The organism is Streptomyces sp. NPDC057287 (assembly GCF_042667905.1).
Lineage (GTDB): Bacteria > Actinomycetota > Actinomycetes > Streptomycetales > Streptomycetaceae > Streptomyces.
The window spans coordinates 213,552-234,738 of record NZ_JBHUYV010000011.1; the positions used below are offsets into that span (position 1 = coordinate 213,552).

General features: G+C 71.1%; 14 protein-coding genes and 1 pseudogene. 7 read left to right on the forward strand and 8 right to left on the reverse strand.

What is annotated here, in order from left to right; translation table 11 throughout:
- The first annotated feature begins 51 nt into the window (after positions 1 to 51).
- Positions 52 to 1,536, forward strand: a complete 1,485-nt coding sequence (locus tag ACFUNE_RS22650) for a phytoene desaturase family protein (RefSeq protein WP_383570844.1) — start codon at positions 52 to 54, stop codon at positions 1,534 to 1,536.
- A 224-nt stretch (positions 1,537 to 1,760) separates the two neighbouring features.
- Here the strand turns inward: ACFUNE_RS22650 and ACFUNE_RS22655 are convergent, their stop codons facing one another.
- Positions 1,761 to 2,765 carry a helix-turn-helix transcriptional regulator gene (locus tag ACFUNE_RS22655; protein ID WP_383570847.1) on the reverse strand — a complete coding sequence of 335 codons (1,005 nt, stop codon included), beginning with the start codon at positions 2,763 to 2,765 and terminating at the stop codon, positions 1,761 to 1,763.
- Between the two features lie 162 nt (positions 2,766 to 2,927).
- Between ACFUNE_RS22655 and ACFUNE_RS22660 the strand changes: the two genes are divergently transcribed.
- Positions 2,928 to 4,805, forward strand: coding sequence for a hypothetical protein (locus ACFUNE_RS22660; protein ID WP_383570850.1), 1,878 nt, complete (start codon positions 2,928 to 2,930; stop codon positions 4,803 to 4,805).
- A 330-nt stretch (positions 4,806 to 5,135) separates the two neighbouring features.
- Here ACFUNE_RS22660 and ACFUNE_RS22665 read toward each other — a convergent pair whose 3' ends face one another.
- From ACFUNE_RS22665 to ACFUNE_RS22675, 3 genes are all read right to left on the reverse strand, one after another.
- Positions 5,136 to 6,401 (reverse strand): DUF6357 family protein, encoded by a 1,266-nt coding sequence (locus ACFUNE_RS22665; RefSeq protein WP_383570852.1) that lies wholly within the window; start codon positions 6,399 to 6,401, stop codon positions 5,136 to 5,138.
- 357 nt (positions 6,402 to 6,758) lie between these two features.
- Complete coding sequence (locus ACFUNE_RS22670; protein WP_383570855.1) at positions 6,759 to 7,412, reverse strand: hypothetical protein; 654 nt, start codon at positions 7,410 to 7,412, stop codon at positions 6,759 to 6,761.
- A gap of 194 nt (positions 7,413 to 7,606) precedes the next feature.
- Entirely contained in the window at positions 7,607 to 8,140 is a 534-nt protein-coding gene (locus ACFUNE_RS22675) for an EF-hand domain-containing protein (RefSeq protein ID WP_383570858.1), read from the reverse strand.
- Positions 8,141 to 8,726: 586 nt separating this feature from the next.
- Here ACFUNE_RS22675 and ACFUNE_RS22680 point away from each other — a divergent pair.
- The 4 genes from ACFUNE_RS22680 to ACFUNE_RS22695 all read left to right on the forward strand — a co-directional run bounded on the left by ACFUNE_RS22680 (position 8,727) and on the right by ACFUNE_RS22695 (position 13,144).
- A complete protein-coding gene (locus ACFUNE_RS22680; RefSeq protein WP_383570860.1) occupies positions 8,727 to 9,494 on the forward strand; it encodes a (5-formylfuran-3-yl)methyl phosphate synthase in 768 nt (255 codons plus the stop codon).
- A gap of 8 nt (positions 9,495 to 9,502) precedes the next feature.
- Positions 9,503 to 10,942, forward strand: a complete 1,440-nt coding sequence (locus tag ACFUNE_RS22685) for an aldehyde dehydrogenase family protein (protein WP_383570863.1) — start codon at positions 9,503 to 9,505, stop codon at positions 10,940 to 10,942.
- 2 nt (positions 10,943 to 10,944) lie between these two features.
- The gene (locus ACFUNE_RS22690) at positions 10,945 to 12,048 is read left to right on the forward strand and encodes an NAD(P)-dependent alcohol dehydrogenase (protein WP_383570866.1); all 1,104 of its coding nucleotides are present in this window, start codon (positions 10,945 to 10,947) and stop codon (positions 12,046 to 12,048) included.
- Positions 12,049 to 12,235: 187 nt separating this feature from the next.
- Positions 12,236 to 13,144, forward strand: coding sequence for a class I SAM-dependent methyltransferase (locus tag ACFUNE_RS22695; RefSeq protein WP_383570869.1), 909 nt, complete (start codon positions 12,236 to 12,238; stop codon positions 13,142 to 13,144).
- A 75-nt stretch (positions 13,145 to 13,219) separates the two neighbouring features.
- On the opposite strand, the pseudogene ACFUNE_RS22700 reads toward ACFUNE_RS22695, so the two are convergent.
- Positions 13,220 to 13,431: pseudogene (locus ACFUNE_RS22700) on the reverse strand (MBL fold metallo-hydrolase); the annotation flags it as partial.
- A 401-nt stretch (positions 13,432 to 13,832) separates the two neighbouring features.
- On the opposite strand from ACFUNE_RS22700, the gene ACFUNE_RS22705 reads away from it, so the two are divergent.
- Complete coding sequence (locus ACFUNE_RS22705; RefSeq protein WP_383570872.1) at positions 13,833 to 17,597, forward strand: S8 family serine peptidase; 3,765 nt, start codon at positions 13,833 to 13,835, stop codon at positions 17,595 to 17,597.
- On the opposite strand, the gene ACFUNE_RS22710 is transcribed toward ACFUNE_RS22705, so the two are convergent.
- From ACFUNE_RS22710 to ACFUNE_RS22720, 3 genes are all read right to left on the reverse strand, one after another.
- Entirely contained in the window at positions 17,518 to 17,949 is a 432-nt protein-coding gene (locus tag ACFUNE_RS22710; RefSeq protein WP_383570875.1) for an ATP-binding cassette domain-containing protein, read from the reverse strand. The genes ACFUNE_RS22705 and ACFUNE_RS22710 overlap by 80 nt on opposite strands.
- A 282-nt stretch (positions 17,950 to 18,231) precedes the next feature.
- Positions 18,232 to 19,743, reverse strand: coding sequence for a DUF4246 domain-containing protein (locus ACFUNE_RS22715; protein ID WP_383570878.1), 1,512 nt, complete (start codon positions 19,741 to 19,743; stop codon positions 18,232 to 18,234).
- Between the two features lie 503 nt (positions 19,744 to 20,246).
- Positions 20,247 to 21,185, reverse strand: a complete 939-nt coding sequence (locus tag ACFUNE_RS22720; RefSeq protein WP_383570881.1) for a discoidin domain-containing protein — start codon at positions 21,183 to 21,185, stop codon at positions 20,247 to 20,249.
- Between the last annotated feature and the right edge of the window lie 2 nt (positions 21,186 to 21,187).

Below are 21,187 nucleotides of genomic sequence, written 5' to 3' on the forward strand. Positions count from 1 at the left end.
GCCCGGTCCTCGCGACGGCCGGCCGTCCGCCGGCGGCTCGGGGCGCCCCCGGTGAGCGGAGCGGACGCGGCCGTCGTCGGCAGCGGTCCGAACGGCCTCGCCGCCGCGGCCGTCCTGGCCCGGGCCGGGCTGCGTGTCGAGGTGTACGAGGCCGCCGACACCCTGGGAGGCGGACTGCGCGGAGCCGACCTGTTCGACTCCGGCGTGGTCCACGACATCTGCTCGGCGGTGCATCCGATGGGCATGTCCTCCCCGTTCTTCGGGGAGTTCGGCCTCGCCGAGCGGGTGGACATGCTCCGCCCTGAGATCAGCTACGCCCACCCCCTCGACGACGGGCGGGCCGCCCTGGCCTGGCACGACCTCGACGCGACCTGCGCCGGGCTCGGACCGGACGGAGCGCGCTGGCGCCGGCTGATGGAACCCCTGCTGGCGCACGGGGCGGACCTGGCCGGGCTGCTCCTGTCCGACCTGCGGCGCCCTCCCGGGCTCCGGGCCGCCCCGGCTCTGCTGAGCCGGGTCCTGCTCCACGGGACCCGGCTCGGGCCGCTCGCCTTCCGCGGCGAGGAGGCCCGGGCGCTGCTGGCCGGTGCCGCCGCGCACCTGACCGGCCCGCTGCCGTCGCTGCCCGGCGCCGCCGTCGGGCTGCTGCTGGCACAACTCGCCCACGGACCGGGCTGGCCGGTACCGCGCGGCGGCAGCCGGAGCATCGCGGACGCCCTGACCGCCGACATCCGGGCGCACGGAGGCGTCCTGCACACCGGCCGGCAGATCACCGACCTGCGGGAACTGGACGGTGTCCGGGCGGTCCTCCTGGACCTCTCTCCCACCGCGCTGGCGTCCCTCGCCGGGGACCGGCTGCCCCCTCGCTACGCCCGGGCGCTGCGCCGCTACCGCTACGGTCCGGCGGCCGGCAAGGCCGACTTCCTCGTCTCGGAACCGATCCCCTGGTCCGCCCCCGGCGTCGGCCGGGCGGTGACCGTGCACCTCGGAGGGACGGCGCGGGAGGTCTTCCGGCAGGAGACGGCCAACGCCCGGGGCACGTCGGGCGAACGGCCCTTCGTGCTGGTGGTGGACCCGGCGGTCGCCGACCCGGGGCGTGCCCTCCCCGGGCGCCGTCCGGTGTGGGCGTACGCGCACCTCCCGCACGGCTCCACCCGTGACCCGCTACCGCTGGTGCGGGCGGCGATCGAGCGGTACGCCCCCGGCTTCACCGACACCGTGGTCGCCGAACGCGGCGTTTCCGGGGCAGCGTTGGCCCGCTACAACCCCAACTACGTCGGTGGGGACATCGCGACGGGGGCCCTGGGTCTGCGGCAGTCCGTCCTCCGGCCCGTCGCCCGCTGGGACCCGTACCGCACCCCTCTGCCGGGGGTCTACCTCTGCTCGGCCGCCACCCCGCCGGGCCCCGGCGTGCACGGGATGTGCGGCCTGCTGGCCGCCCGGGCCGCCCTGCGCCGGGAGTTCGGCCTGCATGTGCCGTCGCTGGGGCGGACCGAGGCAGGGGCCGCCGACCGGGACGGAGCGGCGGCTGGGTGAGACCTTGCGGCGGAGCCGTCGCGCACGGGCCCGGTCGTCGGCGGGGGGGGGGGGGGGCGCGGGGGCCCCCCCGCCCCGGGGGCGCCCGCGGGGGGGGCCCCCGGGTAGTGGGGGGGGCCCCACCCAGGACCGTCCCGGCGGGCGGTCCCTGCGTCAGCCCGGTCCGACGGTCACCCGGCGGGGGCGGCACGCTCGCACCCTGCCGCGCTCGCACCCTGCCGCACTCACACCCAGCCGCGCTCCCGCGCGAGCAGCGCGGCCTGGGCCCGGTTGCAGGCGCCCAGCAGACTCAGTACGTCGGAGATGTGCCGCCGGTAGGTGCGGAGGGACATGCGGGCCCGACGGGCGCCCGCTTCGTCCTTGCTGACGGCGCACATGGCGGTGAGCACCAGGAGCTGGGTGTCGGTGAGCCGGGCGACCTGCTCCGTGTCCGCGGTCACCAGGTCGGCGAAGTCGGTCGCGGTGGCCCACAGCCGCTCGAAAAGGCCGACCAGGCTGCTCACCAGCCCGCTCTCCTCGGTGTACAGGGCGCCGCGCCCGGTGTCGCGGGCGTCGATGGGCACCAGCGCCGCGTGCCGGTCGTAGACGAGGACCGTCTCGGACAGTTCATCCGCGACCCTGATGGCCGCCCCGCCGACATGCAGGTGCCGCATCCGGTCGAGACTCCCGGCGTCCGCGAGCGCCGTCACCCGCACGAGGACCCGTACGCGCACCGTCCTGCTGAGCCGCCCGAGGTCGAGGTGCCGGGCATAGCCGGCGCTCTCCGGCGTAGACGCGTCGCAGGGGTCGGCCGCGAGCACCTCCGACCGTGCGCCGAAAGCCAGTTGGCCCACCCGGGCCCGTACCTCCCGCAGATCCTCCAGCCGTAACAGGGCGGCGGCGCCATTTCCCGGAGCGGCGGTTCCGGGCACCGGTCTCTCATACCGCAGGGACCGCAGAATCGGTCGTACGTCGACGAGCTGACGCATCGTCCGGTGCGCCGTGTCCAGCTGTTCCCCGGCCAGCCGCGGCACGGCGACGACGGGATCCACGGCCCAGGTGTCCGCGTCGTCCCCGTGCAGCAGGCGCAGCTCCCGGAGCCGCGCGACGGCCCGCACTCCGCTCTCCCGTTCGCCCGGTGACGTCCCGGGGACCTCACCCTCCGGTGTTCCGGGATTCCGCAGGAAGTGGCGGTAGACGTCCTCCTCGGCGCTGGTCAGACCGAGTACGGACATGCTGTTGGTGTTCATGTGGCCTCCCTGAGAGTCCCGTCCGGTCGCCCCGTGCGATCACCGACCCACGCTAGCCAGCGCCCCGGGGCGCTGGAGTCCCACAGCGGTCTCACAGGAGTCTCAGAGGCCGATCCGGTGTGCGGTCTTCTCGTCGCGAAGCCCGGTCAATAGGGTGTCGCCGTGATCGACGACGGGCCCGCGGGAAGCGTGGTGGGAGACCTCATGACCGAGGCGGCGGCGACCGGTGCACCGGCTCGGGGGACACTCGAGGTGCTGAGGGGGGCGATGGAACGCCACCGGCTGGTCAACCTGACGGGGCCGCTCGGGAGCGGCAAGTCCTGGCTGGTGTCACGTCTTTCGCCGGCACGCGTGCTGGACCTGTCCCGCGGCGACGCCTCGGACGCCGTGCGGACGGCGCTCGCCGAGTCCACCACCCGGCCGCTCGTGCTGGACGGCGCCGACGGCCCGGAGGCCCTCGCGGCGCTGGAGTACGCGCGGCTCCCGCGCGAAGCGCCCGCCGCGCCCCTGCTCGTGGTGAGCCGGCGTTCCTTACTGGCCCAGCCAGGCTGGACGCTCTCGGGAGCGGCTGTCATCGAGACCGCACCATGGTCCGACGAGCGGATCGCCCGGCTGGCGGCCGACGCCCAACTGGCCGACCCGGTGGCACGGGACCTGGCCGTCCGCATGGCCGGGGGCAACCCGCTGATCGCCTGCGCCGCCTGCCGGGCCCTGCACGCGGGAGCCTCGCCGGACGCCCCCGGGGCCGTCGCCGACCAGGTCGTGCAGGAGATCACCGAGCGGCTCTCGCGCGAGCGGCTCGCCCACGGGTGGCAGCGCGCCCTGGACAAGCTCGCCACCGTCTGGGGCGGGGACCGGGAGCTCCTCGAAGAGAGCCGGGAGCTCTTCGAAACCCTGGGCCGGCTCAGTCTCGTGACGCGTACGGAACTCGGTCTGACCGTACTGGAACCGTTCCGCGCCGTGTTCGATCAGGCCCACCGGTGGCGGCAGCCCGCCGCCCACCACGGTTTACGGTCCCGTGCGCACACCCATCGGAGGCAGCAGCTCGCCGCGGAGGCGAGCGTCGCCCGCAGGGGGCGGCTCGCCGAGGGAACCATGGCCCTCATCGACGACACCGTCGTACGCGAGACGCTGTTCCCGGCGAGCGCCGGGGACGGCGCGATCCAGACCGCGACCCCGGGCGACGCCGACGACATCGGCGGGCTGATGCACCAGTGGGCCAGCCAGGGGGGTATGGACACCCGGCGCACGGAACGCCTGGTGGAACGGTGGCTGCACGACGACCCCGCCGGCTTCCGGATGGCCCGGGACCGCGACGGCCGGGCCGTGGGCGTCATGGGCCTGGTCCGCGTCGCCGACCGCACCGTCGGCAGCATGGAACCCCTGCTCCAGCAGCACACCGACCGGCTGATGGGCGGTCAGCGAGCCCGGTCCCTGGTCCTCGGGGCCGCCTACTGCCCGGAGCGTGGACTGCACGCGCGGTTGCTGCGGAACCTGCTGCACCACGTCATGGCCAACAGCCTGCTGCTGACGGTCTCCACGCCGAGCCCGCGCTACCAGCAGCTCCTGACGAACTTACGTTTTGACCAGCACGGCACCACCACCGACGACGTCTACCGGTGCGGCCGGAAACCGGAGATCTACAGCCAGGACTTCGGACACGACGCGATCACCGAGTGGGTGGAGCGGCTCGCCCTCGTGCCAGGGCCGGGCGGCCCCTCGGCCACCGGCCACGACGTGGGACAGGCCCTCGCGCACCTCTCCGACCTCGCCTGGCTGGCACACAGCCCGCTGCTGCGCTCCCCGGCCACGCAGACGGCGGAGGACCTGCGGAAGGCGCTGCGGGACGGGGTGGCCACCCTTGCGGACAGCGACCAACTCGAAGACGCCGAAGCCGGGCAGATCCTGCTGCACTACTACCTCGGGCGCCGGCAGACCCATCAGCAACTGGCACTCCGGCTCCACATGAGCCGGGCCACCTACTTCCGTCGGCTCCGGCACGGACTGGACCTTCTCGGACAACGGCTGGCGGCGGACTGAGTCCTGCGCACCGGTGGCGCGGGACGTCCGCGACGGCTTCGGCCCCAGCCGCCCAGCCGTCCACGTGAAAGCGTTGGCCTGATCGAGATGCTCGGGCGGAAGCCCGGCCCCTGTGGGGGACCCGGGACAATGCCGCAGCAGGTGTGTCCGCTCCCGGCGATGAGCCGGGCGACACAAGCCGTCAGGCCGGTTCAGGACCGGCGGGCCGGCAGGAGGAGCCAGCGGCGGCGCCCGGTGTTCACACGGCGGGCGGTCGCGGTGGACCGTCGGAGCCGGGGCCGTCCGGGCCCCCGGGCGGCGGGTAGCACCGTGAGGGCGAGCACCGGCGTACTACTTGGCGTCGCGTTGCCGGCGCGCGCGCTCGAACTCGGCGTTGTCCGATATCCAAGGGCCGTGCTGTGCGAGTGCGGCGCAGCCGCCCCGGACGAAGGTGCTCACCAGCTTCCGGTATCCGCTGATCCCGTCGACCAGGCTGTACTCGACCCGGTACTCCGGATCCGACCCGCCGCCTTCGCCCTTGTGCACCGTCGTGATCCGGGCGATGGAATCCGCGTAGAAGTGGAGCTGGATGCCTTCACCCATCTCCTCGTCCTCGATGGTGAACACTTCGTTGTCCCCGGCAGAGCGATCGCCGACGAACTCCCAGAACTCCGCAGCGGCAGTGCGAGGACCACCATGGAGCCACTTCTTCTCGGCGCCCTTGTCGTCGGTGAACGACAGGATCGTCTTCCTCGCGCCCTCGCCGAAGGCTGCGTGGTCGCCGGCAGTCTCCTCGTCGTCCTCCTCGGGGGTACTCCTGGTGCGTTCCGTGGCCTCCGAGCACATCAGGAAGCTCACCGTACGCACCGCGTCGTCGACCAGCTCAGGGTGTGCACGGCGCACGGCCGCGTCGACCGCCGTCGCCATCCGGTCCCAGGCGTGTTTGTCCGTGGCCCGCTTGCCCCGGCGCGGGTCGCGGCCGATCCGCATCCCGGCGCACGCCTGCTCCGCGGTGGCGATCACACGCATGACCTCCGGCAGCAGCGCGGGGTCGACGGCTTCGGGTGTCCGCTTGGGAATCGTCGCGCCGTGCAGGTACTGGCCCGTGTACCTCAGTACCGCGGCGTCGAGCGGACCGAGCACTGTTCCGCGTTCGGCGCGACGGCGGTTCGCGTGGTACTCCTGAGCTCTTTTCCCGTGGGACGTCTCTGTTGCCGCGCCCATCGCCGCGCAGACCTGACCGCGCTCGAGCAGCTCGATGTCAGCTCCGTGGGCGATGAGCCGACTCCTGTCCCACCGGATGCGCCGGAAGAGCGCGTCGACGTCCGAGGGCGGGGAGAGCAGGATCGGGTCCAGGAGCGCGACGGCAGCGTTCTCGTCGAGCCGGCCCCGCGTTCCGGCGGCTTCGCACAGCGGTAGGACCGCACTCCACAGCAGCAGGTGTCTGGGCAGGTCCTCCTGGATCACCGCAAGATGGGGTTCCCCGATCGAGAACGTGAACGTGCGAGGCTCATGGTTGGCGTCGGCCCCGGCACCGAGCGACAGCTTCAGCTCACCGTCCTCGCGGATCACGTTCGGGATCCAGCCGCTCATGCGCGTGAAAACGATGTCTCTCATGGACTCAGTCTTCCCCATCGGGCGAGACGAGCGCGTCCTGCCCCCGCCTGCACAGAGCTGACCCGCCGCTGTCGTGCGCACCAGCGCCGCCCGGCACGAGCAGGCCGTCGTGGTCCGGTCGGACGTCGGAGTGGAAGTCCGCCGAGTCCGTGTACGAGCAACCTCGATCAGGCACCGATCTCGTCAGGAGGCGGCCGGACGACCAACCGTCGACCACGCACCGCCGGAGGAATGCGCAAGCATCACCGGTCGACTCGTAGGCGAGTCATCTCCAGCACGGCATCCACTGGGCACGGTTGGCCGCGGGCCCGCGACGAGCACGACGAAGAAGCCGCAGCCCCGTCCCGAACCGCCGGTTCATGACCACCGTTCACATTCGACGTCGATGCGCGTATCGGTACGCACCCAGACTTCGCCATCGGCAGCCTCAGCCGGGGTGTCGACTCGTTCGAGACCGAGGAATTCGATCAACTTGAGCAGTTCGGCTCGTTCAGCTCGGTCATCGCCGACATCGTGCGAATCGAAGAAGACGTAGTACTGGTCGCTCGGGTCGACTATCCCCGAATCGGCCCAGATACGCGCGACTTCTTCGATTGCCGCGGCTTCGGTCGTGATCGTGGCGGCGCGGGTGGCACCGCGAGCCTCCGGTGACGTGTCGAGGTCGGCGAGGTCCGAGAACCACTGGCCGAAGTGATCGAGGCCGGCATATCCGTTCTCGAAGAACAGCATCGCGCTCGGCAGGTAGCGATTGGCCCTGTCGACCTTGAGGCATGTGAACCGGGCTTTGTCCGCATCTTCGAACCGGGCGATCACACCTTGACCGGGCATGAGCACCAGTCTTTGGCCCGCCGGTACATCGTCGATGGTGTAGGTGTCAGAATCTCGCTCCCGGAAGAACGCGGAGAATGCCACGTACGCTTCCTGAGGGTCGCCCACGGAGACCTGCTGGTCGTCGCCGTCACCGGCAACGAAGGTGAACTGTTTCGGTCCGGGATTGTAAGGGCGAGCCATGTGCGTCCTTCGTTCAATGTGACAACCCCACCAGCGTAGTCGCATCGCAGCAGACGGACCTGGCGTTCATCGCCGCCGAATCGCCGGAAGAGCCGACAGCCACCGGAGCCGCGTCCCGTGCGCCGGAAGCGCATGGACTGGGCCCGGGGCCCGACGGCTCACCCCTGTGGAGCGAGCCGCCGGGCAGGGGCGGATCAGCCCGCAGGAGAGGGCGCCAGCAGGTCTGCGGGGATGCCGCCCTTGTCCGGGGCGTAGAAGTTCTTGATCTCGGCCTCCCAGACATCCACCCTGATGCGGTTGGCCTCATCGGGCTCGAAGGCGTCGAAGAGGGCATGGATGTTCGGCAGGTCGAAGCCGACCCCTCTCAGCATGTCGATGAACACCGGCCGCGTGACGGTACCGCTGCAGTCCAGGTCACCGAGGCGTGCGAAGCCGGCCGCGAACTCGTCGATCGCTCCGTCGAAGCGCTCCGGAGACAGGACGCACGCCTGGTACTCGTCGTAGGTGATCCGGCCGTCGTGATCGGCGTCGAGCTCGCCGGCCAGCGCGTTCCAGTAGCGCGTGAAGCCGGCCCGCATGGCGTGCTTCCGTGCCTCGTCGGCTCCGGGTACGGCTGCGGCGACCCGGCTGCTCATCAGATGGAAGTCGTCGGATTCCAGGACCCCGTTGCCGTCGGCGTCGAACAAGGTGAAAACGAGTTTCACACGGTTCACCGCTTCGATTCGCATGGTCTTGCCTTTCGTCGGATCAGGGAAGTGGACGACCGTGCGTGCACGCCGCGCCGTTCGGTGCGCGAGGGTCCGGCGGCGTGGCGGTGAGCCGCAGACAGGTGTGGCGAACACCGTGCAGGACGAGGCAGGCAGCCCTCGTCCCTCCGGGCGGGCCGGCCGTTCGGTCGTCGCACTCTCACTATGTGGCCTGCGGAAATCCTGTGTCCCCGGCAGAACCGGGTGTTCAACAGAAGGAATGAAAACGGTGCCGCTCCGGCATGAACCGGTCCTGCGCCGCCCGGCCGGCGTCGCGTCCCGCGCCTCCTCCTCGGGCGGCGGCCTGCCCACGTCGTCGGTCGGTCCGCCGGGGACCAGCCGCACGTGCTGTGCCCTGCCGGGCCGTCGCGGAAAACTGCTTCTGAAACCTGCACACCATGCGGGGGCGATCGCTACGGCGCGCACGGCGCGCTGGGCCGGCCGACAGCACCCCGTTCCGTCTCCGCGCGCCCTACCGGGGGCTACGGGCGGCCTTGATGATGAGCAGACCGCATGAAATCCGAGCGATCCCGCGCACCTGCTTCCTGGGCAGGTGGATACGCGGTGGATGGAGACCACATTGCTGCTTCTCATCTCCCCGGACAGCGTCGAGGAGGCCCTCGACTGTGCGAAGGCGGCGGAGCATCTCGACATCGTCGATGTCAAGAGGCCCGACGAGGGCTCGCTCGGCGCGAACTTCCCGTGGGTCATCAGGGAGATCCGCGAGGCGGTCCCGGCGGACAAGCCGGTGTCCGCCACTGTGGGAGACGTACCGTACAAGCCCGGCACCGTGGCCCAGGCGGCACTCGGTGCGGCCGTCTCCGGAGCCACCTACATCAAGGTCGGCCTCTACGGATGCACGACGCCCGACCAGGCCATCGACGTCATGCGCGGGGTCGTCCGGGCGGTGAAGGACTATCGACCGGATGCCCTCGTCGTGGCGTCGGGGTACGCCGACGCCCACCGGATCGGCTGCGTCAACCCGCTCGCCCTGCCCGACATCGCCCTGCGCTCCGGATCCGACGCCGCCATGCTCGACACCGCGGTCAAGGACGGAACACGGCTGTTCGACCACGTTCCGCCGGAGGTCTGCGCCGAGTTCGTACGGCGGGCCCACGAAGCCGGTCTGCTCGCCGCCCTCGCGGGCAGCGTGAAGGCGGGAGACCTCGGAGTACTGAACCGCATCGGCACGGACATCGTGGGGGTGCGCGGGGCTGTCTGCGAGGGCGGCGACCGCAACACCGGCAGGATCCGTCCGCAGTTGGTGGCAGCCTTCCGGGCGGAGATGGACCGGCACGCCCGAGAACAGACGGCTGCCGTCGCGGCGGCGAGTTGACCGCCGGCATGGCCGCGCACCGGCCCCCGACGACGTGCCCAACCCCCGGAGAACGATTCGCCGTTGTCGATCCGGCCACCGGCGAGGCGTTCGACGAGGCTCCCGACGAGCAGCCGGACGAGCTGGATGCCGTCGTCGGCCGGTCCCACGAGGCCTGGCGCAGCTGGCGGGCCGACGCCGGCGCGCGCACCACCGCGTTGCTCAAGGCAGCCGACGCCGTGGAGGCGGCCGGGGCGGACATCGCTCCCGTGCTCACCCGTGAGCAGGGCAAACCACTCAGCGAGTCGTACGCGGAGATCGCCCGCACGGCGGCCCGCATGCGCTACTTCGCCGAGCTGGTTCCCCGGCCCGAGCCCATCACGGACGGCCGCCCCGTACGCAGCGAGGTCCGCTGGCGACCGCTCGGGCCCGTCGCCGCGATCACCCCGTGGAACTTCCCTCTCCAGCTCGCCTCGGCGAAGTTCGCGCCCGCACTCGCCGCAGGCAACACGGTGGTGCTCAAGCCATCCCCCTTCACGCCCCTCGCCACACGGTTGCTGGGATCCGTCCTCTCGACCGCCCTCCCCGAGAACGTATTGACGATCGTCACCGGCCACGAACCCCTCGGCGCACGCCTCGCCTCCCATCCGGGGATGCGCCACGTGACTTTCACCGGCTCGATTCCCACCGGACGGGCCGTCGCGCAGGGTGCAGCGGCCTCACTCGCCCGCGTGACCCTCGAGCTGGGGGGCAACGACGCGGCCATCCTGTTGGAGGACGTGGATGTGGAAGGGATCGCTGAGAGGCTGTTCTGGGCGGCGTTCCGCAACTGCGGGCAGGTCTGCATGGCGGTCAAGCGCGTCTACGTCCCGGCCCGGCTCTACTCGCACGTGGTCGAGGCCCTTGGGCAGCGGGCGAGGACCGCCGTCGTCGGAGCCGGCCTCGACCCGGGTACGCAACTGGGGCCCGTCAACAACGCCCCCCAGTTGGCCCGGATCGAGAACTACACGTCGCAGGCCCTGGCCGACGGCGCCCGGGCCGTCGCCGGGGGCCACCGGCTGGACCGGCCGGGCTACTTCTTCGCCCCGACGATCCTGGCCGATGTCCCGCCCGGTAGCCCGGTGGTGACGGAGGAGCAGTTCGGGCCCGTCCTGCCGGTGCTGCCCTACGAGAGCCTCGACGAAGCCGTCGAGGCGGCCAACGGCACCGGCTACGGACTGGGAGGCTCGGTGTGGGGGACCGACCTCGACCGGGCCGAGGAGGTGGCCGACCGGCTGGAGTGCGGAACGGCATGGATCAACCACCACGCCGAACTGTCCCTTGCCCAGCCCTTCGCGGGCTCCAAGGAGAGCGGTGTCGGCGTCGCGGGCGGGCCGTGGGGGCTCTACGGCAACCTCAGACCGTTCGTCGTGCACCGGCCGCTCGTCGAGCCCAGCCCGTTCGTCGAGCCCAGCCCGCAGGAGGCGTGACGGTGAGGTTCGATGCGGCGGTGCTGCGTTCGCACAAGAGCCGGTTCGCCGTCGAGGAGGTGCTTCTGCACTCGGGACCGGCCGAGGGCGAGATCCTGGTCAGGATCGCGGGCTGCGGGATGTGCCGGACCGATCTCGCGGTCCGGGGTTCGGCGGGCTGGTCACCGCTGCCGGCGGTGCTGGGCCACGAGGGGGCCGGGGTCGTGGCGGAGACCGGCGGTCCGCATACCGGCCTGAGCAACGGCGACCACGTCGTGCTGAGCTTCGACTCCTGTGGCCACTGCCGGAACTGCATGGGCGCTGCCCCCGCCTACTGCGACTCCTTCGGATCCCTCAACCTCTTCGGAGGGCGCAAGGAGAACGCCGCGCGGTTCACCGACGCGGCCGGGCGCGGACTGGCTCCCCGGTGGTTCGGCCAGTCCTCGTTCGCCGAGTACGCGGTTGTCCCGGCCCGCAACGCCGTACGGGTGGACCCCTCGCTGCCCGTCGAACTGCTCGGACCTCTCGGCTGCGGATTCCTCACCGGAGCCGGAGCGGTCTTCAACTCCTTCGGTGCCGGGCCCGGTGACACGATCGCTGTCCTCGGCGCAGGAGCGGTGGGCCTGGCCGCGGTGATGGCGGCGGCCGCCTCCGGAGCAGTGGCCGTGGCCGTCGACCGGCACCCCGGACGACTGGCCCTGGCCGAACGATTCGGCGCTGCCCCGCTCCATGCCGCATCACCCGACCTGCCCGGCCGCATCAGGCGACTGACCGACGGCGGCGCGGACTACGCCCTGGACACCACGGCATCCGCCCCGTTGATCAACGACGCTCTCAGGGCTCTGCGCCCGACAGGCCATCTCGGTCTGGTGGCACGGCTCCGCACCGCACTGCCACTCGAACCAGGTGCGCTGGACCGGGGCAGGAGAATCTCCCACATCTGCGAGGGGGACGCGGTGCCGGGACTGCTGATTCCACGGCTGACCGCGCTGTGGCAGGCGGGGCTGTTTCCCTTCGACGAGCTGATCCGTACGTATCCGCTCACCGACATCAACGAGGCCGAACGCGACTGCGAGGCGGGCCGCGTGGTCAAGCCCGTCCTGATTCCGACGGGGAGGCGACGATGAGCGAGGCATTCGGCCGCCTCTCGCCCGCCGATCACCTCTCGTAGAGCTATATCTGATGGCCATCAGGCCATCGAAGTGCACCAGGGGGCGGGGGCAAGGGGCGCTGAGCGGAGTTGCCGCGTGTCCGTCTTCGATCCATCATCCGCATCCCTCGCTGTTCGTGTCCCGAATCGCCAACGGAGGAAACGTGGTCGGCACAACGCATCCCAACATCGGTGTGGAAGGCGTGGAAGGAGGAGTGGGGGTGACCGCTCTCCTTGTCGCCGCAGCACGGGCGATCGAGACCCATCGCCACGACACCCTGGCGCAGGACGTCTATGCGGAGCACTTCGTCCTCGCCGCACCTGCGTCCGCCGGCTGGCCGGTTCGCATGCAACAGGTCCCGGACGGGGACGCGAACCCCCTGTGGGGACGTTTCGCGCGTTACTTCGGTCTGCGGACGAGGGTGCTGGACGACTTCGTCCTCCGGTCGGTGCGCTCGGGAAGCGCCCGCCAAGTGGTGCTGCTCGGGGCGGGGCTGGATTCACGGGCCTTCCGGCTCGACTGGCCTCCCGGCTGCGTGATCTTCGAGATCGACAGGAAGGAAGTGCTGGCGTTCAAGCACGAGGTGCTCGACGGGCTGTCGGCCACGCCGAAGGCAGCGCGCGTACCCATCCCGATCGATCTGCGCGGGGACTGGGCCGGAGCTCTGGCCGACGCCGGCTTCGACGCGACGGCACCGAGCGTCTGGCTGGCGGAGGGGCTGCTGTTCTACCTGCCGCCGGCCGCCGAGACGCACCTCATCGATGTGGTGGGCCGGCTGAGCACGGCAGGGAGCGCTCTGGCATTCGAGGTCAAGCTCGAAAAGAACATGCTGGAGTACCGTGACAGCCCGCTCTACACCGCTACGGCACACCAGATCGGCATCGACCTGCTGGACCTGTTCGACAGGGAGCCGCGGCCCGACTCCGTCAGCGATCTGGTGAGCAGGGGCTGGTCCACAGAGGTCCGCACCCCCTTCGACTTCACTCGCCGGCACGGACGCGGACCGCTGCCCGAGCAGAACGACGCCCTGGCGGGCAACCGGTGGGTGTTCGCGAACAAGCCCGGAACGTGATGCCGGGGCCGGGCGACCGCGGCCGCCCGGCCCCCGCCGTAGCACCCTGCGTACGGGTGCCGTCGTCCTCTGCGTCAGGGGCGGCCGCGGCTTCCGGCCGCGCCTCGCGATCGGCTGGTTCAGGAGGTCGCGGCGAAGTCGTGTGTTCCGCCCCATGCGGTCGGCGTGCAGGTGGGTCAGGATCACGACGCCAATGCTCTCCGGCGCGAAGCCCGCGGCCGTAGCCGCATCAGGTTGTGCGAGGCGGGGTCGGCGCGCCGCTTCCCGTTTCCAATGCCTGTGCGTATGCCGCAGAGCGGATCGAGGCCGCGGTGGCCCGTGCGGTGCAGCGGGGGGAGCCGGTGCCCGGCGGAGCTGCTGATCGACCGTGCCGTGGCGCCGATCATGTACCGCGTCCTCTTCCGCCCTGGCCGGCTGGACGCCGCGTACGCCCGCGCGCTTGTGACGAACGCCCTGTGCGCTCTGTAGATCGACTACGGCCCCCGGACTCGTCCGGCCGCCTTGCCCCCTGTCGTGCGGCGTTGCCCGGCCGATCGGTCGTGGCGGATAGCGGCCACGGCGTAAAGCCGCCGTGGCACATCGTCCCTGTACCGCCCGTCGCTCTGCGAATGTGTCGTCACCGCAGCACCGACAACGCCCGGAACGCAGACTTTTGCGCCTTTCTGCGCCGGTTTACCTGGGGAGAGCGATGCGTCCGATATCGCGTACGGCACTGGGGGCGGCCACCGCCGTCCTCGCCGTCACGATGACCGCGCCGTCCGTGGCAGCGCCACAGGGCGACGCGATCACGAAGAGACCGCTGACCGGCAGTGCCGCTGCCGCCGCCGACGGGAACGAACCGGTCACCGTCACGCTGGTCACCGGCGACAAGGTGCTGGTGAACACCGACAGTTCCGGCAACGCCTCGGCCACCGCCCTGGCCCGTGAGGACGGCACCGTCGCCCTCGTGCAGACCCGCCGCTCCGGCAAGGACCTGTACGTCTACCCGGACACCGCGGTGAAGTCGCTCGCCGAGGGCACGGTCGACGAGGAGCTCTTCAACGTCACCGGGCTCATCCGCCAGGGGTACGACGACGCACACACGCACTCCGTACCGCTGATCGCGACCTACTCCGGGAACGCCGCACGCGGTGCGGCCGCCACCCCGCGCGGCGCCGAGCGCGGCCTCGCCCTCCCGGCCGTCAACGGTGTGGCGCTCAAGGCCGGCAAGAAGGAGGCCGCCGGATTCTGGTCGGACGTCACCAACCCCCGGTCCCGCTCCACCGCCGGACTGAAGAAGCTCTGGCTGGACCGCAAGGTCGAGGCCAGCCTCGACCGCTCCACCGAGCAGATCGGCGCCGATCTCGCCTGGGCCGCCGGCTACGACGGCAAGGGCACCAAGGTCGCCGTCCTGGACACCGGCGCCGACGCCGAACACCCCGATCTCAAGGGCCGGATCGCCGAGTCGAAGAACTTCACCGACTCCGACACCACCGACGACCGCGCGGGCCACGGCACCCACACGCTTTCCACCGTGGGCGGCACCGGAGCGGCCAGTGACGGGAAGAAGAAGGGGGTCGCCCCCGGCGCCGACCTGCTCGTCGGCAAGGTGCTCAACGACAGCGGCTCCGGCGACTCGTCCTGGATCATCGCCGGCATGCAGTGGGCCGTCGACCAGAAGGCCGACGTCGTGTCCATGAGCCTGGGAAGCCAGACCCCCACCGACTGCACCGACCCGATGAGCGTGGCCGCCGAGGAACTCGGCAAGAGCGAGGACACCCTGTTCGTCATCGCGGCCGGCAACTCGGGTCCCACCCTGAACACGGTCTCCTCCCCTGGCTGCGCCCCCAGCGTGCTCACCGTCGGCGCGGTCGACCGCGACGACACCACCGCCCCGTTCTCCAGCCGCGGGCCCGCGATCGTCTCGCACACCCTCAAGCCCGAGATAGCCGCCCCCGGCGTCGACATCTCCGCAGCTGCGGCAGGGGGCCGCGGTGTCTACGCCTACCGGTCGATGTCCGGTACCTCGATGGCGACCCCGCACGTCGCCGGCGCCGCCGCCATCGTCAAGGAACGCCACCCCGGCTGGACGGCCCAGCAGGTCAAGGCCGCACTCGTGTCGTCCGCCAGGAGCGACATCCCCGGTGACGTACGGGAGACCGGCGGTGGCCGGCTCGACGTCAAGGCCGCCATCGACGCGACGCTCACCGGCGCACCCGCCGTCCAGGGCGGCACCTTCAACTGGCCCCAGGACAGGACGGACCGCACCACCGTCCGGATCCCGTACACGAACACCGGCAGCAAGCCGGTGACGCTGTCGCTCACGCTGCAGGGCGTGACGGGCAACGACGGCTCGGCCGTCCGGTCCTCCGTCGCCGCACTGGGCGCGAGGAGCGTCACCGTGCCCGCGGGAGCGACGGCCGAGGTCCCGCTGAAGCTCGATCCGACCGCCCGCCTGCGGGACAGCCAGTACGGCGACGTCACCGGCCGGGTTCTGGCCACCGCCGCCGGCGGAGTCAAGGTCTCCACCCCGTTCTCGCTGTACGTCGGGGCCGAAACCGTCACCCTGCGCGTCAAGCTGATCGACCGCAACGGCCGACCCGCCGCAGGCTCGTCCTCGCTCGACGTCATCGGCACCGACACCGCCACCGGCGAGCGACGATTCAACGACAGCTCGACCGACCAGGTGTACGAGGTGCGGCCGGGTGCCTACTTCGTCTCCAGCTTCATCGTCTCGGCCGACCTCGAGGACGCCACCGGACGCCTCGCCGAGTCGGTCGGCTACCTCGCCAGGCCGCAGCTGAGCGTCACCAAGGACACCACCCTGGTGCTCGACGCCCGCAAAGCACACCGGATCAAGCCGAAGACCGAGGACAGGGTCACCGAGACCCGTGGCGCCACCCTCGCCTTCGGCCGCGGCTGGGACGACGTCTGGCTGCACGCCGGGTCCATCGCCGGCGGCAGCCTCATCAAGGACTACCTGGTCGACATCCAGGGCAAGGCCCGGGACGGCGGCTTCGAGTTCGACAGCTTCTGGCGGGCGTACGCCCCGCAGATCGAGAAGCTCGCGGTCGTCGGGGGCGCCGCACTGCACCCCACCCCCGCGTCCGGCGGATCCGTCAACCTCGACGGGACGGGGCAGGCCGCGCTCGTCGACGCCGGCACCGGTACGCCCGACGAACTGGCGGCCGCCGACGTCTCCGGCAAGATCGTACTGGTCAGTGTCCCGGACGACGGCCGCGTAGTCACCCAGGCGCGCGACGCCGAGGCGGCCGGCGCCGTCGCGATCATCGCGCACCGCCCCTCCGCGGGGCCCTGGAAGCCGTCCGTCGGATACGGGGCGGCGCCCCTGCCCTCGCTCGGGATCGAGGCGGACGAGGCGGCCGGCCTGGCCGCCTCGCTGGCCGCCGGACCGGTGAAGCTGAGCTGGAAGGCCACTGCGGCCAGCCCGTTCGTCTACAACCTGGCCTTCCCCGAGACGGGCACCGTCACGTCGGACCGCACGTACAAGGTCAAGGACAGGACGCTCGGCACGGTCGAGTCCGCGTACGAGTCCATGGGCGTCCGGGCGGACTTCGCCGAGACGCTGCTGGCCTCCCGCCCCTACGGCGCCACGTTCGGCGTCGGCGCCTTCGACAGCGTCGCCGCCCCGAGCACGCGCACCGAGTACTACTCGGCGGGCGACAGCTCCTGGCAGCGCTCGCTCTCCTCCAGCTTCCCCTGGGGCGAGTCAATGGTCGACCGGGTGCGCACCTACCGGGCCGGTTCGCACCGCACCGAGAAGTGGTACGGAGGCATCCTCGTCCCGTCCGCACCCCGCGACAGCCAGGGCAAGGAGCAGCTCGCCGCCGAACGCCAGGACAACCTGATCGGCGTGGCTCCTGGCTTCTGGAGCGACAGCGAACACGGAGGCCTCCAAGGGCCCTTCGGGGACCTCGGCAGCATGCGGCTCAGCAGTGGCGGCACGGTGATCGGTGAATCCGGCTGGCCGTCCGGGGTGTTCACCGTCCCGTCCGAGGACGCCGCCTACGAACTCACCATGACGACCATGAAGTCGGGTCAGCCCGCCGCCGTGTGGAAGCGGTCGACCCTGACCCGGACCACCTGGAAATTCCGTTCGCACCGGGACGAGAACGCGTACTCCCAGGGCGTTCCGCTGCTCTTCCCGGGCTACGACCTGCCCTCGGACGGCATGAAGACCCTGACGGCGAAGAACGGCCAGAAGATCGGCCTGAGCGTCTCGGGCCACGCCGGCTACACGCCCGGCAGGCTCACGGCGGCCAAGGTCTCGTACTCGTACGACGAGGGTGAGACCTGGACCGCGGCCGCCACCGCGCAGCAGGGCGGTCGTTGGACCGCGACCGTGAACCACGCGGACGCGGCCGGCAAGCCGGTCACGCTGCGCACCGAGCTGACGGACGCCAACGGCAACTCGGTCGTCCAGACCGTGACAGCCGCCTACGCCGTGCGCTGAGGCCACCCCACCCCGACCGGTCCGCCAGGCGCCCTTCCCCGGGTGGACTGCGGACCGGTCGGCGGTGCCTGCGACGCAGCTCCGCCAGCCGCCGCTCAGGGAGCCGGGACACCTCGGTGCCGCCCCACCAGACGGAGCCCCGAGTGGGCCGGTCCATCCCCGCGAGACAGTGCAGCAGGGTGGTCGTGCCGGAGCCCGAGGGCCCCATCACCGCCGTGAACGTGCGGGGCGCGAGGGCCACCGACACCCCGCGCAGCGCGCGCACGGTCGCGGTCCCGCGCCCGTACTCCCGGTGCAGGTCCGCCGCCCGGGCGGCGGTCTCAGCTCCGATGTCCGCTCTCATCTGAGCCATACCCTCGTCCTGGGCGGGCACGGCGCGAGGATCGATCGTGGCAGCCCCCGGTTCGGGGTTCGGGAAACCGAACCCCGAACCGGGGCAGTCGGTGTGCCCCGCCAGAGGATTCCCGGTCGATCGGTGTCCTGCCGAATCACACCGGCGGTCAGCGGGGCGATGCCCCTGAGCGCTCCCAGGGGCGCGGACACCGCAGCCGTGAACTCGTTCCGCTCGACGTCCTCCGGGCCCGTCGTACGCCTTCACCTGCCCGCCGACGCAGGCATCGGGGAAGCCTCCGGGTCAGTGTTCGCAGAGGGAGAACTCACGTTCGTAGAGCTGCTCGTTGTGCTCGTCGACGAAGAACTTGCGTTCCTTCATGAGCTGTTCACGAAAGGTGTGGGCCTGTTCGAGCGTCATGGTCGAGGTGTCCGCCCATGGCTGCTGCGGAGGCACATCGGATGTCGAGACGATCCGTTCCGACGGGTCGACCAGGAAGAACGCGAGGATCTTGCGATGTCCCGGGCGGGTGGGGTCCGTGAGGCGGAACGAGCCGACGCGGTGCTGGAGGATGTTCGGGAACGCCAGGCAGCGGCCGGGTGGGGTCGATGCCGATCCCAGCGGCTGGTTCAGTGCGTCCTCGTCCTCCAGGCCGTAGACCTCACGCAGGCCGTTGTCGTCGTTCTGTTCGTAGTGCGGGTCGTCGAGTGCGGCCCGGAAGCTCAGCCGGCTCTCGGTGATGTTCTCGCTGTCCCAGTAGTAGATGCCGGTCGAGACGATCCGCTCGTTCAGCATTCCCTCGACGTGCCAGGAACCGCCGGCGTAATCGGGCTGGTCCGGAGTGAGGTGAATGGTGGCGAGCTTGACGATGACCTGGAGGCGGCGGCCGCGCAGGTCGACCCGGGTGGATTCACCGGGCGGCTCGGGCGGGGTGAAGGCCGGGGCGTCCGGGATGACCGGGCGGCGGTTCTCCCACCAGCCGTCGTGGGCCTCCTCCCATGCACGGAGGGCTTCTGCGTGGGCCCCGTCATCGCTGAAGGACGACTTGTCCGGATACTCCGGCTCCGAGTCGTACCACCCGTAAGGATCGGCCTCGATCCGCAGGGGCCGCGGATGGCGCAGATCGGTGAGCACGTTCTCGAACAGGGGGCGAAATCGCGCGAACAAGTCCGGTAGTACCGAGGTCAGTTCGTGATGAGCCTCGGGGTGGACGTTGTTGACATACGAACGGAGGTCGACGTGGCCGTCGGGACGTACGTCGATGTCCGTGGGCAGCCACTGGAATCTCTGCGAGAATTCGTAGGTCGAGTATCGGTTCGTCGACGGGCTCTGCCAGGCCCGTTCGGGTGCGTCGCTCACCTCTCTCACCAGACAGAACAGTGAGGGATGAACCAGATCCAGTACCTGGCCGTCGGATCCGGGATGCCAGTCCTGCTCCGCTTCGGGGACCTGTTCCAGAATTCGGACCGCCTCGCGCAGCCGGGACCCGAGTTCGTCGTCGACCAGTGTGTCCGACTGCCACACCCCGTCGACGGCGGACACCTCGATGCCGGTTCGCCCGTCCCGCAGTGCCGCGTAGTGGACGAGTTCGGCGAGCACGTAACGAACCTGCGCTTCGGTGAGCCCTTGCGCGACCGCTTCGGTGGTCCACCTGGTGACGATGTCGGCATCGTTCATCTTGTCGAACCATCCCGGCTTCGCCCGAATGTGCGAACTGCACCGCATCATCTGGATTTCGCGCAGCGTCCGGGGTGTCGCGAACGATATGGAACGGGAAATGTGAAAGGGCAGCGGGAAAGCAGGCAGGTCATTCAATTCTCTTGGTCCTCCGAGTCGGTTCGCGGTGGCGGGAAGGATACTTCAGCGAGCCGACACCGCACCGCACCCGTGGTCCCTGCCGTCGCCGACGCGATCGCGCACCTCGACGGACGCCGCGGCGCACGTGAACGTCAACCATGCCGACCGTGAGGTCCGGTCGGGCACATCCGGTTGGTGACGCGGCGGGCGGCACAGCCGAGAGGTGCTTCAGCCGGCCGGAGGAGACCGGGCATCACCGGTCCGGGGATGACGCCGTGCGCCGCATTCCCGGTGCATCGCACCATCAGGTGCGTACGCTCGACCCCTGCGGCGGTGAGCCGGAGCGCAGGGGAGGCTGCGAACCGGTCGGGCTCTCGGACACCGTCACGATACGGCCGACCCGACGATCGGCCGTCCGCGCGTCTCCGGCCTCCTGCCAGGGCCCTGTCCCCGTGGTCGGTGGACCGGCGCCCCGGCAGGGCCGAGGGCGCACGAGTGCCCTTGACGCGGAGACGGCCGCCCTATCCCGGCGCGTACGCCTCCACCTCCAGGATGCGCGCGTAGTCGGCACCGTTCGACGCGCGGACGAACACCCGGACCGCTTCCGTGGCGACCGGGTCGAAGGTGGTCACGATCCGGTCGAGGGTGTTGCCCCGGTAGGACCCGACGGTCAGCCACTCACCGCCGGACTCGACCTGGACGTCGAAGTCCTTGATGCCCTGGAGCGCCGCCGGCCGTTCAGGGGTGCCGTAGGTGACGGTCTCTATCCGTCCCAGCTCGACCGGTTCGGGCCACCGGACGGCGAGCCAGTCGGGGAAGACCCCCTTGTCGCCGTCGTTCCAGCCGTATCCGGAGCCCCAGTGGCGGTAGTCGCTGTCCCCGTCCACGGCGGCGCAGACCGTGAAGTTGCCGTGGGTCGAGGAAGCGGTCACCTCGCGGCCGTAGGCCAGGTTGACGCCCGGCCCCGGCTCGGGCACGTCCTGGACCGTCAGGGGGACGACGACCCGCTGTTTCCCCCTGGCCGCGGTCAGGTCGTACGTTCCCGCCGCCGTGCCCGGCGGCACCCGGACCGCCACGGACCGCGTCACCGGCCGGTGCGGGTCCGCGGCCGGGAGGTAGGTCGAGAACACCTGGTCCGACAGGGCGACCGGAGCTTCGGAGGTCAGCGTCGCGTCGGCGAACAGGCCCTTCGCGCCGGTGTTGGTCATGGTGACGTCGAACTTGGTGGGCAGGCAGGGGAGTTCGGACCCGGTCAGGGTCGCCGGTGACGCCGAGAGCAGCACGACGCCCGGGGCCGCCGCGGCGGGCGGCTGTCCGATGGATACCGTGCTGGTGGACTTCCCGGGCGGCGGGCCGGGGGCGGCGTGCGCCTGGGGCGCCGAGCCACCGGTGGCGAGGGTGGCGGCGGCGACGAGGACGAGGGCGGCCGCGGTGGCGGTGGTGCCCGTGCTGGTCTTCACGT